The sequence below is a fragment of the Fodinicola feengrottensis genome, assembly GCF_010993775.1.
In the GTDB taxonomy this organism is placed as follows: Bacteria; Actinomycetota; Actinomycetes; order Mycobacteriales; family HKI-0501; genus Fodinicola; species Fodinicola feengrottensis.
The window spans coordinates 106,306-120,677 of the sequence record NZ_WOTO01000007.1 but is presented as its reverse complement, the minus strand read 5'-3'; the positions used below and the strand labels follow the sequence as shown (position 1 = coordinate 120,677).

10 protein-coding genes and 1 pseudogene are annotated in these 14,372 nt (G+C 66.5%); all 11 read right to left on the bottom strand.

Translation table 11 applies throughout. From position 1 onward, the window contains the following. Positions 1-34: 34 nt before the first annotated feature. Positions 35-3,490: pseudogene (gene rpoB / locus GNX96_RS08605) on the bottom strand (DNA-directed RNA polymerase subunit beta). Positions 3,491-4,124: 634 nt separating this feature from the next. Beyond that, the gene (locus tag GNX96_RS08600; RefSeq protein ID WP_163567660.1) at positions 4,125-4,751 is read right to left on the bottom strand and encodes a sialidase family protein; all 627 of its coding nucleotides are present in this window, start codon (positions 4,749-4,751) and stop codon (positions 4,125-4,127) included. A 2-nt stretch (positions 4,752-4,753) separates the two neighbouring features. Further along, positions 4,754-5,380 (bottom strand): hypothetical protein, encoded by a 627-nt coding sequence (locus tag GNX96_RS08595; RefSeq protein ID WP_163567659.1) that lies wholly within the window; start codon positions 5,378-5,380, stop codon positions 4,754-4,756. After that, positions 5,377-5,934 (bottom strand): RNA polymerase sigma factor, encoded by a 558-nt coding sequence (locus GNX96_RS08590; RefSeq protein WP_279579804.1) that lies wholly within the window; start codon positions 5,932-5,934, stop codon positions 5,377-5,379. The genes GNX96_RS08595 and GNX96_RS08590 overlap by 4 nt, the downstream gene beginning before the upstream one ends. Positions 5,935-6,940: 1,006 nt before the next feature. Beyond that, a complete protein-coding gene (locus GNX96_RS08585) occupies positions 6,941-7,726 on the bottom strand; it encodes a hypothetical protein (protein WP_163567658.1) in 786 nt (261 codons plus the stop codon). A 28-nt stretch (positions 7,727-7,754) separates the two neighbouring features. Next, the gene (locus GNX96_RS08580) at positions 7,755-8,258 is read right to left on the bottom strand and encodes a hypothetical protein (protein ID WP_163567657.1); all 504 of its coding nucleotides are present in this window, start codon (positions 8,256-8,258) and stop codon (positions 7,755-7,757) included. 220 nt (positions 8,259-8,478) lie between these two features. Next, positions 8,479-9,726 carry an MCE family protein gene (locus GNX96_RS08570; protein WP_163567655.1) on the bottom strand — a complete coding sequence of 416 codons (1,248 nt, stop codon included), beginning with the start codon at positions 9,724-9,726 and terminating at the stop codon, positions 8,479-8,481. A gap of 200 nt (positions 9,727-9,926) precedes the next feature. After that, positions 9,927-10,304 (bottom strand): Mce/MlaD family protein, encoded by a 378-nt coding sequence (locus GNX96_RS08565; RefSeq protein ID WP_163567654.1) that lies wholly within the window; start codon positions 10,302-10,304, stop codon positions 9,927-9,929. Between the two features lie 14 nt (positions 10,305-10,318). Beyond that, a complete protein-coding gene (locus GNX96_RS08560) occupies positions 10,319-12,316 on the bottom strand; it encodes an MCE family protein (RefSeq protein WP_163567653.1) in 1,998 nt (665 codons plus the stop codon). After that, on the bottom strand, positions 12,297-13,331 hold the full coding sequence (locus tag GNX96_RS08555) for an MCE family protein (RefSeq protein WP_163567652.1): 1,035 nt from the start codon (positions 13,329-13,331) through the stop codon (positions 12,297-12,299). Before GNX96_RS08555 ends, GNX96_RS08560 begins: the two co-directional genes overlap by 20 nt. Next, positions 13,328-14,368, bottom strand: coding sequence for an MCE family protein (locus tag GNX96_RS08550; protein ID WP_163567651.1), 1,041 nt, complete (start codon positions 14,366-14,368; stop codon positions 13,328-13,330). Before GNX96_RS08550 ends, GNX96_RS08555 begins: the two co-directional genes overlap by 4 nt. Positions 14,369-14,372 lie beyond the last annotated feature (4 nt).

Genomic DNA, 14,372 nt, shown 5'->3' with positions numbered 1-14,372 from the left:
ATCCGGCGAACCGGAAACGCTCCCGCCGTACACGTCAGACCTCTTCGACGCTGCTCGGCTCACGCCGAGACAGATCGATTCCCAACTCCTCCGCGGCGCGGAACACCTCGTCGTCGGAGTCGCGCATCTCGATGGACACGCCGTCCGTGGAAAGCACCTCGACATTCAGACACAGGGACTGCAGTTCCTTCAGCAGCACCTTGAACGACTCGGGCACCCCGGGTTCGGGGACGTTCTCGCCCTTGACGATGGCCTCGTAAACCTTCACGCGACCGGGCACGTCATCGGACTTGATCGTCAGCAACTCCTGCAGGGCATAAGCGGCGCCGTACGCCTGCATGGCCCAGCACTCCATCTCACCGAAGCGCTGACCACCAAACTGCGCCTTACCACCGAGGGGCTGCTGCGTGATCATTGAGTACGGACCGGTGGACCGGGCGTGGATCTTGTCGTCCACCATGTGGGCCAGCTTCAAGATGTACATGTAGCCGACCGCGACCGGTGCCGGATAAGGCTCACCCGAGCGACCGTCGAACAGCATCGCCTTGCCGGTGCCGTCGACCATCCGGTTGCCGTCCCGGTTGGGGATCGTGGACTCCATCAGCCCGACGATCTCCTCCTCCTTCGCGCCGTCGAACACCGGCGTCGCGTCGGGTCGGAGTGTTCGGGTCGGCCCAGTCGGCGCCAATGGCCTTGAGCGTCACCTTCCACGGCTGGTCATCCCCGTCGACCTTCCAGCCGCGGGAAGCGACCCAGCCCAGGTGCATCTCCAGAACCTGACCGATGTTCATCCGGCTGGGCACGCCGAGCGGGTTCAGCACGATGTCGACCGGAGTGCCGTCCTCCAGGAACGGCATGTCCTCGGGGGGCAGGATCTTGGAGATCACACCCTTGTTCCCGTGCCGGCCGGCGAGCTTGTCACCGTCGGAGATCTTGCGCTTCTGCGCCACGTACACCCGGACCAGCTCGTTCACGCCGGGCGACAGCTCGTCACCGTCGTCGCGGCTGAACGTACGAACGCCGATCACCGTGCCGGACTCGCCGTGTGGCACCTTCAGCGAGGTGTCCCGAACTTCTCGGGCCTTCTCACCGAAGATCGCGCGCAGCAGCCGCTCTTCCGGGGTCAGCTCGGTCTCACCCTTGGGGGTGACCTTGCCGACCAGGATGTCGCCCTGCCCGACCTCGGCGCCGACCCGGATGATGCCGCGCTCGTCGAGGTCCGCGAGGACCTCTTCGGAGACGTTCGGGATGTCCCGGGTGATCTCCTCGGCGCCCAGCTTGGTGTCCCGGGCGTCGACCTCGTGCTCCTCGATGTGAATCGAGGTGAGGACGTCGTCCTGGACCAGCCGCTGACTCAGGATGATCGCGTCTTCGTAGTTGTGACCCTCCCACGGCATGAACGCGACCAGCAGGTTCTTGCCCAGCGCCATCTCACCGAAGTCGGTGGACGGGCCGTCGGCAAGCACCTGGCCAGCCTCGACCCGGTCACCCTCGGCCACGATCGGGCTCTGGTTGATGCAGCTGCCCTGGTTCGAGCGGCGGAAACTTGTGCAGCAAGTACGTCCGACGGGTGCCGTCGTCGTTCATGACGGTGATGTAGTCGGCGCACACGTCCTCGGCGATGCCGGACTGCTCGGCCACCACCACGTCGCCGGCGTCGGCGGCGGAGCGGTATTCCATGCCCGTACCGACCAGCGGACGCTCGGTGCGCACCAGCGGAACCGCCTGGCGCTGCATGTTCGCACCCATCAGGGCGCGGTTCGCGTCGTCGTGCTCAAGGAACGGAATCATCGCGGTCGCGACCGAGACCATCTGGCGCGGCGAAACGTCCATGTACTCGATCTCGCCCTTGGCCACCAGCTCGACCTCGCCGCCCTTACGCCGAGCGGTGACCCGGTCCTCAGCGAACCGGCCCTCCGCAGTCAGCGGAGCGTTGGCCTGGGCCTTGACATACCGGTCTTCCTCGTCCGCGGTGAGGTAGTAGTCGATCTGGCTGGTGACGATGCCGTCGACGACCTTGCGGTAAGGAGTCTCGATGAAGCCGAACGGGTTGATCCGCGCGAACGCGGCCAGCGCACCGATCAGGCCGATGTTCGGGCCCTCCGGGGTCTCGATCGGGCACATCCGGCCGTAGTGGCTCGGGTGCACGTCGCGGACCTCCATGCCGGCCCGCTCACGGGACAGACCACCGGGGCCGAGCGCGTTCAGCCGGCGACGGTGGGTCAACCCGGCCAGCGGGTTGATCTGGTCCATGAACTGGGACAGCTGGCTGGTGCCGAAGAACTCCTTGATGGAGGCCACCACCGGGCGGATGTTGATCAGGGTCTGCGGCGTGATCGCCTCGACGTCCTGAGTCGTCGTCATCCGCTCGCGGACGACCCGCTCCATCCGGGACAGGCCAACCCGCACCTGGTTCTGGATGAGCTCGCCGACGGTACGGATCCGCCGGTTGCCGAAGTGGTCGATGTCGTCCGGCTCATACCCGTCGACGTCCGCGTGCAGCTTCACGAGGTAGTCGATGGTGGCGACCACGTCGTCCTCGGTGAGGGTGCCGGTGGTGAAGGGCACGTTCACACCGAGCTTGCGGTTCGCCTTGTACCGACCGACCTTGGCCAGGTCGTATCGCTTCGGGTTGAAGAACAGGTTGTCCAGCAGCGTCTGGGCATTCTCCCTGGTGGGCGGTTCGCCCGGGCGGAGCTTGCGATAGATGTCCAGCAGCGCCTCATCCTGACCGACGAGGTGATCCTTCTCCAGGGTGGCCATCATGATCTCCGAATCCGCGAACCGCTCGCGAATCCTTTCCGGAGTCCAGCCGAGGGCCTTCAGGAGGACCGTGACAGCCTGCCGACGCTTGCGGTCGATGGTACACCGACCGAGTCGCGCTTGTCGACGTCGAACTCCAGCCAGGCGCCCCTGCTGGGGATCACCCGTACGTTCGTGACGTCTTTGTCGGAGGTCTTGTCCGGCTCCTTCGCGTAATACACCCCAGGAGAACGAACCAGCTGCGACACGACCACGCGCTCGGTGCCGTTGATGATGAACGTGCCCTTGGCAGTCATCATCGGGAAGTCGCCCATGAACACCGTCTGGCTCTTGATCTCGCCAGTGGTGTTGTTGGTGAACTCCGCGGTCACGAAGAGCGGTGCGCAGTACGTGAGGTCCTTCTCCTTGCACTCCTCGATGGAGGCCTTGACCTCTTCGAAGCGCGGGTTGGAGAAGGACAGCGACATAGAGCCGGAGAAGTCCTCGATCGGAGAAATCTCTTCGAGGATCTCGGCCAGGCCACTGAGCGTCGACGGAGCGTCGGCGGACCGAGACTGCCAGGCCTCGTTGCCGATCAACCAGTCGAACGAGAGCTGGTCTGAAGAGCGAGCAGGTTGGGCACCTCGAGCTGCTCCTGAATCTTCCCGAAGGAGACACGGAGCGGCCCATAAGGATTACCTGCGCTGGGACGAGAGTGGAATTTGTTGCCGGGGCGGGAGACTGCCAAGATGCGTCCTCTCGAGCACCGTTGCTGTCATGACGCGCGCACCCCTAGCGACCCGCTTCGAATCTGAAGCCCAGTGACCAGCCAGAACATCGTCGACAAAGCCGTACCCGCGGCAGTCGGACAACACTCTGAACAGACCCCTGAACAACAGTTCCTTGGCAGGAAGCATGACGGAAGGCAGCGCAAACTAGCAGTCTAGCCACAACGGGCACGCCTGTCCAACGCACCCCCGGCGGGCCGGCTGCGAGGGATCCGTCAGCACCGGATCCAGAACCTCGCGCGAGTCACGATTACGCCGCACTGGAAGCGTGCACGCCGAGATAGCCCCTCGTCAAGAGGTGAAGCCCTACGTGTCGCCGAGTGGCCGATGTCAAGGGGTCTTAAAGGACATAATGTGCTGCTCTCCCTTGCGGCAACCGGACAGCCTTTTATCCTTTTTACGAGTTTTGAGCTGCGGTTATCCCTCGCTGCCCGCCCGGTTTCTCCCGTACTGACCGGTCGAGATGACTCGAACGCGTGTTCGCCATGAATTCCGTTCAAACTGTCGTACGGGACCGATCAAGGCCAGGGAATCTCCGGGGCTCGCGGTGCCTCATGACGTGCATTGTGGGCACGTCATAAGGCACCGCGGCGGCTAGGGCAGGAGAAGCGGGGTGTAGTGGATACCGTCCGCGGACGCCATCCAGGTGCTCTGGAAGTGCGCCGCGTTGGCCTGCCACCCACCGCCAAGCAGTCGGGAAATCGCGGTGGTGTACGTCAGCCCCGGAACTGTCTGGAAGGTCTGGCCACCGTCCTTGCTGGTCATGACCGGGCCACCGGTGTCTGGACTGAGCAGGTTGACCACCAGCATCCCGCCGTCCGGCAGGGCCTCGACGCCACCCGCGGCACTGAGCGGCACCTGACGTGCCGCGGACCAGCTCTTGCCGCCATCGTGGGTCGTGTACAGGTAGCCCAGGGTGCTCTTGTTGGGTCCGGCCGCCGTTGACAGGAGATAGCCGGTACGCCCGTCAAAGCTGCTCACGTTAAGGCCGTTTGTGTTCGGCGGCGGGCTCTTGGGCTCGAACGCGGACCACGTCATCCCTCGGTCGTGGCTGACGTTGACGACGTACCCGTGTGCGGGGTAGTCCCGCTGCCCGAGCAGCCACAACGACCCGTCCGTTGCTTCCGATATCCGGTAGCCGACCAATCCCAGGTGATGACTCAACGGGTGGATGACGCCAGTGGCCGGATCGATGGCGGCCAGTTGCTCTCTTCCCCCCATGATCACGGGGCTTGCGCTGTACCCAGCCGAACCCGAGTAGAGCCGCCAGCCAGCGGGGACCGTCGCGATCGGTGATCCCCACCCACTCTTGAGTACGGCCCACGTCCGCCGCCGTCCCGGGTGATCAGGTTGTCGATAATCGCTGTCTCGTCATTCAACGCATACACGGCCATCGAATTGGGCTCGTACGCATCAGGCAGCCGCCAGCCGGTCCAGCTGCGGCCACCGTCCAGCGTACGAGCGAGCCCGGCCGGCTTCAGGCCGTTGCCGAGCGGGAACACTCCGAATGCCACCTGCGGGTCGAGCTGGTCGACGTTGGTGACCTTCTTGATTCCCTCAGGTGCGACAGCTACCGCCTGGATCGGCCCGGTCACTGGTGGCGTCTTGGCGTAATCGGGCACTGAAGATGCCGGGATGGAGAATGAGGGCCGTAGCAGCGAGGGACCCGCGACGGCACCGACAGCCAGGACGAACACCGCGGCCACCGCGACTACGAGACGGGTTCTGACCGTACGGCGGCGCTGCTTGGCCCGCAGTTGCAACGGACCCCAACAGCCGGCCTTGGGCGATGATCTCGGCGCGGATGTCGCCGAACGCGTCGGCGTGGAAGTCCTCCAGGTCGGTGTCAAGCATGCTTGGCCTCCGGTACGCGCGTGCGGGGAGTCTCGTCGTCACCCAGCAGGGTGGCGAGGTGGGCACGGCCGCGGGACAACCACGCTTTTACCATGCCGGTCGGTGCCTTCAGGTTGGCGGCGACATCCTCGACGCTCATGTCGGCCAGGTAGAAGAGCGTGATCGCCTCCCGCTGGTTGGCGGGCAGTTGGCGGATCGCGGCGAGCAGCGCCGTACGATCCGGGCTCAGGCCCGGCAGTTGGTCGTCCGGGACCGGGATCCGGCGCATCAGGACCCGTAGCCGCTGCCGCCGCCGGAAGCGCTCCCGGGCGATGTTCAGCGTGACCGTGCGCAGGTACGCGACGGGGTTGTCGGCCCGTACGATCCGGCTCGGATGGGCGAAAGCGCCCAGGAATGCCTCATGTACGGCGTCCTGTGCCTCCGCCACGTTGCCGGTCAGCGCGAAGGCGGCCACCAACAGCTGGCTGGCCGAGTCAATGTAGAGCCGCTCGACGAAATCCCGCGGATCCGGCGATCCGCCTTCTCTGTCCGTAGCTACTTCCACGGGCACACCTGCCCCCATTCGGTGGAGAAATGCTGTCACTCCATCGATCGATGGACAAGGCACCCGCCGGGTTGCAGAACCGCCCGTACGGGCACCCGTTCGGGCGGTGTCCGCCGTTACAGCGGGTGGCCTGCGAATCAGCCAGTTTCCGGAGACCTTCTGCATGACCTGTGCCGCCGCCGCGTCAAACAGCTATTGGAAGTCACTCTGGCCAAGAGTGCTCACCGTCTCGTCTTCGACTCTCGCGACGACCGTGACAAGTTCGATCGACAGACCATTGTTCGAGAGCTGAATCGACAGTCAAGACGCGAAGAAACTCGCCTATGAACACATGGACTCTGCGAGCGAGCCGCTGATCTGGGTTCCAGATGTGGTCGGCTGGTGTTACGGCGCCGGCGGAGCCTGGCGAGCCCGGGTTCCCACCTGCACGCAAGAACACAATTGAGCCTGTAAACGCAAAACCCGGCTGGTGGCCGTCCGACCACGAACCGGGTTCACTTCTTCGGCCTATTGGCCTCAGCGGCTACCACCCTACACCAACCTGAGCGCCAAACGGTCAGGGAGCGCAAAGCCCGGCTGGGCCAACTCCGACGAGTCCCAGCGCCATCGGCCGCCAGGCCACCCTTCCAACCCGTTCGGGACCGCAACACCCAAACCAAAGTTGGCCAACTCCGACGAGTCCCAGCCCCGTTCGGCGCCATCGGCCGCCAGGCCGATGTTGTCGCCCCTCCGGCAGGGGCGTCGGTCCTCAGACCCTGCGGGTTTTGCAGGGTCTGAGGACCGACGCTCGTAGCCGTAGTCGACGGCGCCCGCGCCGAAGGCGCCAGAAACACAGGGCGCATCGACAGTAAGCACGGGAAACCCCACCCCGACACCGCCCTTTGGTGTCGGGGTGGGGTTTCCCGGTGGCTGGTAGACGAGACGCCGCCCCTCGCGGTCACGGCTTTTAACCAGGACGCTCGTCACCGCAGCAGACACGGCCCCCAAACAGGGCCGACCCGTACGCAATCCCCTAAAGCGGGGTCGCTTGCGAAATCAGCCACTTTCCGGAGACCTTCTGCATCACCATCCGGACGCGGTACTGGTCAAGCCGCGTCCCCTGGACGTTCTTGTTCTGCACGGCCTGATTCAAGAACACCAGTACGGTCACCTGGCCGGGCGCAGCGGTGACGACTGAAGACGCGGTCACGGTGGCCGCGACGACGGCCTTGTTGGCAGTGGCCTGCGGGCCGACGACCAGGGTGCTGGTCTTTACGTAGTCAGTGGCGAGCTGCCCGGTGATGACCTTGCGGCTGGCCGCGATGTCACGGTCCAGGTGCCGGTAGTCGTACGAGAAGAGCGTCTGCGCCTGCACCGCGGCGGCCGCGACGGCGGCTGTACGGGCAGTGGCGGCGTCCGCGTCGTACGCCTGCCAAAAGACCAGCCCGCCGCTCACCGCGCCCATGAGGACGACGAGGAGAAGCAGGACAACCAGGGTAAGGCCGGAGGCGGCCTGGAACGGCAGCCAGCGGTTGGTCGTACGACGACGCCGACGCCGGCCGGGCGGGGTGCGGCGGCTGGAGCGGGCCGACCGGGAGCGGCTGGTGTCCGCGCGCTGGTCGCTGGGACGCGGTGACGGCCGGGGCGACGGCCGGCGGGTCTCGGTGGTGTCGCGGGTGGGCTTCACCGGCTCGGGCGCGACCGGTGCGGTCGTCCGCCTCGGGGTGACCGTTTTGCCGGCGGCAGCCGGCTTGGGCCGGCTGGCGGGCTGGTTGGTACGAGTGCTGCGCAACGCGCGGGGAATGGGGCGGCGGGCCATCGGGATCCTCCTTTCCGTCCGGTCGGTCCTACAGGAAGTTCAGGTTGCCGAGAAGCCAGCGGCCACCTTGGTACGACATTTGCTCCTGCATCCGAAGATGCCGGACGGTGCCTTTGGTGTCCTGGCTGGACTTGGCGGTCACGTCGGCGGACACCAGCACGGTGGCCGAGTCCTTGTCGGACGACACCAGCCCGGCCTCCAGGATCTGCGCGGTCGAAGACCCTTTCAGCTTCACTGCCTGGCTCTTGATCTGCGCCTGCCCGGCCGTGTACTGGTCCTTGAAGTCACCGGTGGTCCGGTCGACGACCCGCTGCTGGTCCCGGTCGATGGTCGTGTAGTTGTACGACAGCAGGTTCTGCGCCGCGTCCCGGGCGGCCGCCACCACCGCCGCCTGCCGAGCAGCGGTGGTCTGGTTGCTGGTCAGCTGCCACGCCTGCCAGCCGATCAGCGCCGCGAGCGCCACCATCAGCACCACCAGAACGCAGGCCACCACGCCCCGACCGGTGGGTCCCTGCGGGTTCAGCCAGGACACCCAGTCCCGGACCGGCGGCCGGCGGCCGGACGACTTCGGGGGGCCGGTTTGGCCGTGGCTGGCTCGGACGGTACGGACACGGGACGCTCGCCGGGGTCGGGAGTGGTGGACGGCGTCACCGTACGGGACTCGGTTCGGGTGGGCACCTGCAGGAACCTTCCTTGTGGAGCTGACCAGGTCCGCCTTGAGGTGTTTCCCCGTGGAACCCTCAAGGCGCCCACTAGCCGCTCAGCGGGGTGATGAGCAGGCTCTTCCAAGCCTGGTCACCGAGCAGCGCGGCCTGGCCGCCGGTGCCACCGAGCACGTACGGCGAACCGTCCGAGGTGGTGGCGATGCCAGTGGTCGGGTCGTACCCAGCGGCGGCGGAGTCAGTGGTCGGGTCCGGCGGCTGGGCCGTCGGGTCGACGCCACCGGGCCGCGGCGCGTTCTGCCAGCCGCGCACCTCCGAGCCGTACTTCTTGTCGGTCGAGGTGCAGGTCAGCGGCGCCGACGCGGTGTAACGGCAAGGCGGCGGGTCGTCGACGTTGAGCACCAGCCCGAAGTGCACGGTGTTGTCGCCGGGCACCACCGTGGAGCCGCCGGCCAGCGCGATCGGGTACGCGATCAGGATCTGCTCGATGCCGTCCAGCCGACGGACCGCCACCTGGTTGGTGGTGAGCAGGTTGGCCAGCAGGAAGCCAAGGTTGGGCTGCAACTGGCGGACCAGGTTGGTGACCTCGGTGGCCGCACCCGGGGTGACCGCGAGCAGTTGGCGCAGGTCCGGGTCGCTGGCCTTGAGCTGACCGGACAGGCCCGCGAGCGAGGACGCCCACTGCCGGATGTCGCTGGCCGAGGCCTCCTGAGTGCTGAGCACGATCCTGCCGTCGGCGATCAGCTGCAGCGTCTGCGGCAGGTAGATCTGCGCGTCGTTGACCAGCGCGGTGGTGTTGTCCAGCAGCCGGTCCAGGTTCTGCCCGGCCTCGCCGTTGAACGCCTTGCCGAGCTCGTCGATCACCACCGACAGGTCCTGCTGGTTGACCGAGCCGACCAGCTTGTCCAGGTTCAGCAGGATGTCTTCCAGCGGCAACGGTGTGCCCGTACGGGACATCGGGATGGTGTTGTCCACCAGGAACGGCCCCGCGCCGGTGGCCGGCCGCAGGTCGATGTACTGCTCACCGACCGCGGACCGGTCGGTGACCACTGCCCGGCTGCTGGACGGGATCTTGGTGTCCCGGGTGAGCTGCATGGTCGCTCTTACGCCACCGGGGATCAGCGAGACCTGCAGCACCTTGCCGACCTGGAAGCCGCGGTACGTGACGGCGGCGTTCTGGAAGATGCCGCCGGCCCGGCTGAAGTCGGCGCTCACCACGTACGTGCGGTTGAACAGAGTGTCGCCCAAGCCGACGTAGTTGGCCGACACGAAGCTCACGCCCAGCAGCGCGACCAGTACGAAGACGGCCACCTGGATCTTCGTCCGCAGGGTGATCACGAGGTGCCTCCTAACAGGATGCCGCTCAGACCGCCGCCTCCGGACGAACCGCCGGGCGGTCCCGACGTGATGCCGGGCAGGTCCTGGATCCCGCCGTTCACCCCCCGGAGTCGGCTGGCTGGCCGGTATGCGACGAATCCGGCGGCAGCACCGGGTTGGTGCCGGTGCCACCGGTCTGCGGCGCCTGTATCGGGGTCTGGTTAGGCGTGAGCAGGTTGCCGAGCACGTCGGTCAGATTGAGGTCGAGGTTGATGTCGATGTTCGCGTACGCACGACCGTTGCTGATGAAGATCGCGTCGACCACGTTCTTCGGGGAACGGGAAGGTGGACAGCAGCTCCAGTCCGTTGGGCAGGTCGGTGCCGGCCTTGGTGAGCTGCGCCAACGTCGGCTGCAGGGCTTTGAGGTCAGCGATCGTGTCGGCCTTGCTGGCGTTGATGACGTGCGTACCAACCGCCCCCAGCTTGGACAGCGCCGTCAGCGTCTGGGTGAGCTGCTGGCGCTGGTCGGCCAGTACGGCAAGGCCTGGGCCGATGCTGTCCAGCGCGTTGGTGAACACGGTCTTCTGGCTGTTCAGCACCGCTGCCAGCCGGTTCAGGCCCTGCAGCGCCTTGATGATGTTCGCCTTCTGCGCGCGTCCAGACTGCCCACGAAGGTGTCCAGCTCGTTCAGCAGCGAGCGGACCTGCGGCTCGCGGCCGGACAACGCGGTGGACAGCTCCTTGTTGATCGTCTGGATCTGTTGCAGGGCCCCGCCGTTCAGGACCAGGGACAGCGCACCCAACACTTCCTCGATCTCCACGTCCCGGCTGGTACGGGACATCGGGATCAGGTCACCGGAGGACAGCCGGCCGACCTCCTGGCCGGCCGGCGGGCTCTGCAGGTCCACATACTTCTCGCCGAGCAGGCTGGTCTGCCGGATGCCGGCGGACACGTTGTCCGGCAGCACCACCGACTTCTCCAGGTTGATGGTGACCATCGCCGCGTATTTGGCCGGGATGGACGCCGGCACCAGGTCGATCTCGCCGACGCTGCCGACGGTCACGTCGTTGACCTTCACCGCTGACTGCGGCACCAGGTCGAGCACGTCGGCGAACTCGATCTTCACCTGGTAGCCGCCGGTGCCGGCGACTCCGCCAGGCAGCGGTACGCCGTACAACCCGTCGAACTTGCAGCCAGCGACGAAAACCACCAGGCAGCTGAGCAACGCGACCCAGCGCACCACCGGTCTGCGGCGGGAGAGCACCATCAGTTGCCCTCCGCTCAGGATGCCGCCGACCGTACGGTCGATGGTGCCGGTCAACCCGGAGCCAGGCACCGGGAGGTTGACCCCGCCTCCAGTGCCCGTGGGCGTGCCGTTGGCGGGTGAGGCACCGTTGCCGAAGGTCGGGTACGTGCCGCCGGGCAGCGCGGAATAACTGCAGGGCAGCGCTCGTACCGGCGGGAGCGCGGCCAGCGGCTTGAGGATCGCCGGCACGATGCCGGTGTTGCAGCGGGTGATCATCTGCACCAGGCCGACACAGGTGTTCCGCAGCGACTCGTCCTTGGCCAGCACGTTCGCGAGCTGGAACCCGCCACACAGGGTCAGCGCCGGGTCGAGCCCGGAAATCGCGTCGTCGCGGGTGTCCAGGGTGCCCGAGGTGGCGTTGTACGCCAGCTCGACGTTGCTGATCGCGAGCGGCGCCACATCCAACACCTCGGCCAGCGACGCCTTCTGCTTGACCAGGATCGCGGTCAGGCTGCTGAGCTGGGCCACGTCGGTGGACAGCGACGTCCGGTTCTCCTTCACGAACGACTGCACCTGCGCGAGCGCGATCGACAGCGCCTTCAGCGACGCGGCAAGGTCTGCCCGCTCGCCGTTGAGCTGGCTGGACACCTGCGCCAGCTGGCTGTTGAACGTCCGCACCTGGGAGTCGCTGGCGGCGGCCAGCGTGCTGACGAACTGCTGCAGGTTGGCGATCGTCCCGAAGGCGTCACCGCGGTGGTCCGCGAGGGTCTGGATGGCCTGCGACAGGTTCTTCGTGGTCGTGTTCAGGTTCGTACCGTTGCCCTGCAGGTTCGCGCGGCCGGTGGCGAGCAGCCGGTTGAGCGCGCCGTCCCGGTTCGCGCCGCTCGGGCCGAGCGCCACGTTCAGGTCATTGAGCGACTGGTAGATCTGGTCCAGCTCGACCGGCACCGCGGTCCGGTCGGTGCCCAGCACCGCGCCGTCCACCATCTGCGCGCCGCTCTGATAGACCGGCGAGAGCTGCACATATCGGTCGGAGACCAGCGACGGCGGCACGATGACCGCGACCGCGTCGGACGGCACCTTGTATTTGCTGTCGTAGTTCAGCTCGACCCGAACCTGGCCGCCGATGGGCGTCACCGAGGTGACGGTGCCGACCTTCACGCCGAGGATGCGTACGTCCGAACCTGCATAGACGCCGACGGTCTCGCTGAAATTCGCGGTGATCGTACGCAACGACGGCGTAGTGGCGATCCAGACGACCCCACCGATGACGGCGATCAGCAGGATGACCAGCCCAATCGGCAGGAATTTCATGCCTGGCCGATCGATGAACCGGGGCGTCTTCTCAGCGGTCTGCGCGCTCATCCGCCGCCTCCCAGCGGGTTGGTCGGCTGGCCTGACTCCGGGCAGGCGGCGGGGCTGATCGGCGGCGGCGGGGGAGCAGGCAGCCGATGATGTACGAGTCGAACCAGCGGCCGTTGCCCAGGACGTTGGCGAAGGTGCGTACGAACGGGGCGAACCGTTGCAGCGCCGCGTCCAGGTTGTTCTGGTTGGCCTGAAGCAGGCTCAGCACGCCGTGCAGCTGGTCCAGCGCGGGCTTGAGCTGGTTGCGGTTCTCCACGATCAGCGCCGTCAGCTGGTTGGCCAGCGCGGTCGAACTCACCAGCAGCGTGTGGATGACCACCCGGCGCCGGTTCAGCTCGGCGAGCAGCAGGTTCCCGTCGGTGATCAGCTGCTGGAACTGGGTCCGCCGGTCGGCCAGCAGGCCGGTCACCGTGTTGGCGCTGGCCAGCAGCTGGCCGAGCTGGGCGTCCCGGCTGGCGATCGTGGTGGACAGCTTGGACAGTCCGGTCAGCGCCGAACTCAGGTTGGCCGGGCTGCCGGCGAAAGTCTCGGAAATGGTGTCGAAAGCGGCGGCCAGCTGGGTGGTGTTGATGTCGCCGACCGTCTGGGCGAGTCCGCTGACCGCCTGCACCACGTCGAAGGGCGAGGTCGTCCGGCTGGTCGGGATGTCGCCACTGAGCTTCCCGCCACCGGTCGGCACCACCGCCAGGTATTTCTGGCCGAGCAGCGTCTTGATCCGGATGGAAGCCGTCGTCGTGCTGCCCAGCGTCAGCTGGCCACTGTCGATCTTGAAACTGACCACCACATGGGTGCCGCTCAACGAGAGGTCCTCGACCTTGCCAACCCTTACGCCGGCGATCCGCACTTCATCGTCCGGCTTCAGTCCGCTGGCGTCCCGGAAATCCGCCGCATACGTGGTGCCGCCGCCGATCAGCGGCAGGTTGCCGGCGTTGAACGCGATCAGCATGACCAGCGCGATCACCACCACGCCGACGATGCCGATGACCAGCTGGTTGCGCTCCCGAAACGGCTTCACTGGCCACCCCCGCTGCAGGGGTAGCCGGACCGGTCGATCGGGCCGACCTGCACCTTGCCGACCACCGGGAGGGTCGTGTAGCCGCCCATCGAGCACAGGTAGAAGTTGAACCACCCGCCGCCGTAGCCCAGCGCGGTCAGCTTGCTGAGCTTGGTGGGCAACCGCTGCAGGACACCGTTGACCACGTCCGAGCTGCCGTTGAGGGTGGCGGCCACGGTGTTCAGGGAGGCAATGTCCGACTTGATCGACGGCCGGGCGTCGGTGAGCAGACCCGCGGTGCTGCTGCTCAGGCTGGCGATGTTCGCCAATGAGTCACCGATGGCCGTACGGTCCGAGGCCAACCCGGAGACGAACCGCTGCAGCTGGACGATCAGGTTGGACAGCTGCGAGTCCCGGCTCACCACGGTGGCCAGCACCGAGTTCAGGTTGGTGATGACCTGGCCGATCAGCGCGTCCCGGTTGGCGAGCGTGTTGGTCAGCGAGGACGTACTGGCCAGCAGGCTGTCCACCGTGCCGCCCTCGCCCTGCAGCACCTGGATGATCTCGAAGGCCAGGTTGTTCACGTCTTTCGGGTTCAGCGCGGTGAAAAGCGGCTTGAATCCGTTGAACAGCACGGTCAGGTCCAGGGCCGATTCGGTACGGGCCACCGGGATCAGCGCGTCCGGCTGCAGGTCACCGACCGGGCCGGGGCCGTCGGTGAGCGCCAGATAGCGGGTGCCGACCAGGTTCCGGTAACGGATCCGTGCGTTCGTACCGACCGACAGCTTCACCGTGTTGTCGACGGAGAAGGAGATCTCGGCGAGCTTCGCGCCGATCACCTTGATCGAGCTGACCGACCCGACCCTTACGCCGGCGACCCGCACGTCGTCGCTCACGTTCAACCCGGTCACGTCGGTGAACTGCGCCCGGTACGTGATTTTGCCGCCGAAGCTGGTGGACGCGATCGTCACGGCCAGCGCGGCGGTCAACACCGCGGTGACCGAAATGAAGATGATCAGCTTGGTCAGCTGGCTGGAAACGCTGAGTGCCGACTTCACCCGA

Coding starts and splice junctions, on each gene's coding strand:
- GNX96_RS08600 (WP_163567660.1), bottom strand. CDS start 4,751: ATGGGGGGAAGAGAGCAACTGGCCGCCATCGATCCGGCCACTGGCGTC.
- GNX96_RS08585 (WP_163567658.1), bottom strand. CDS start 7,726: ATGGCCCGCCGCCCCATTCCCCGCGCGTTGCGCAGCACTCGTACCAAC.
- GNX96_RS08560 (WP_163567653.1), bottom strand. CDS start 12,316: ATGAGCGCGCAGACCGCTGAGAAGACGCCCCGGTTCATCGATCGGCCA.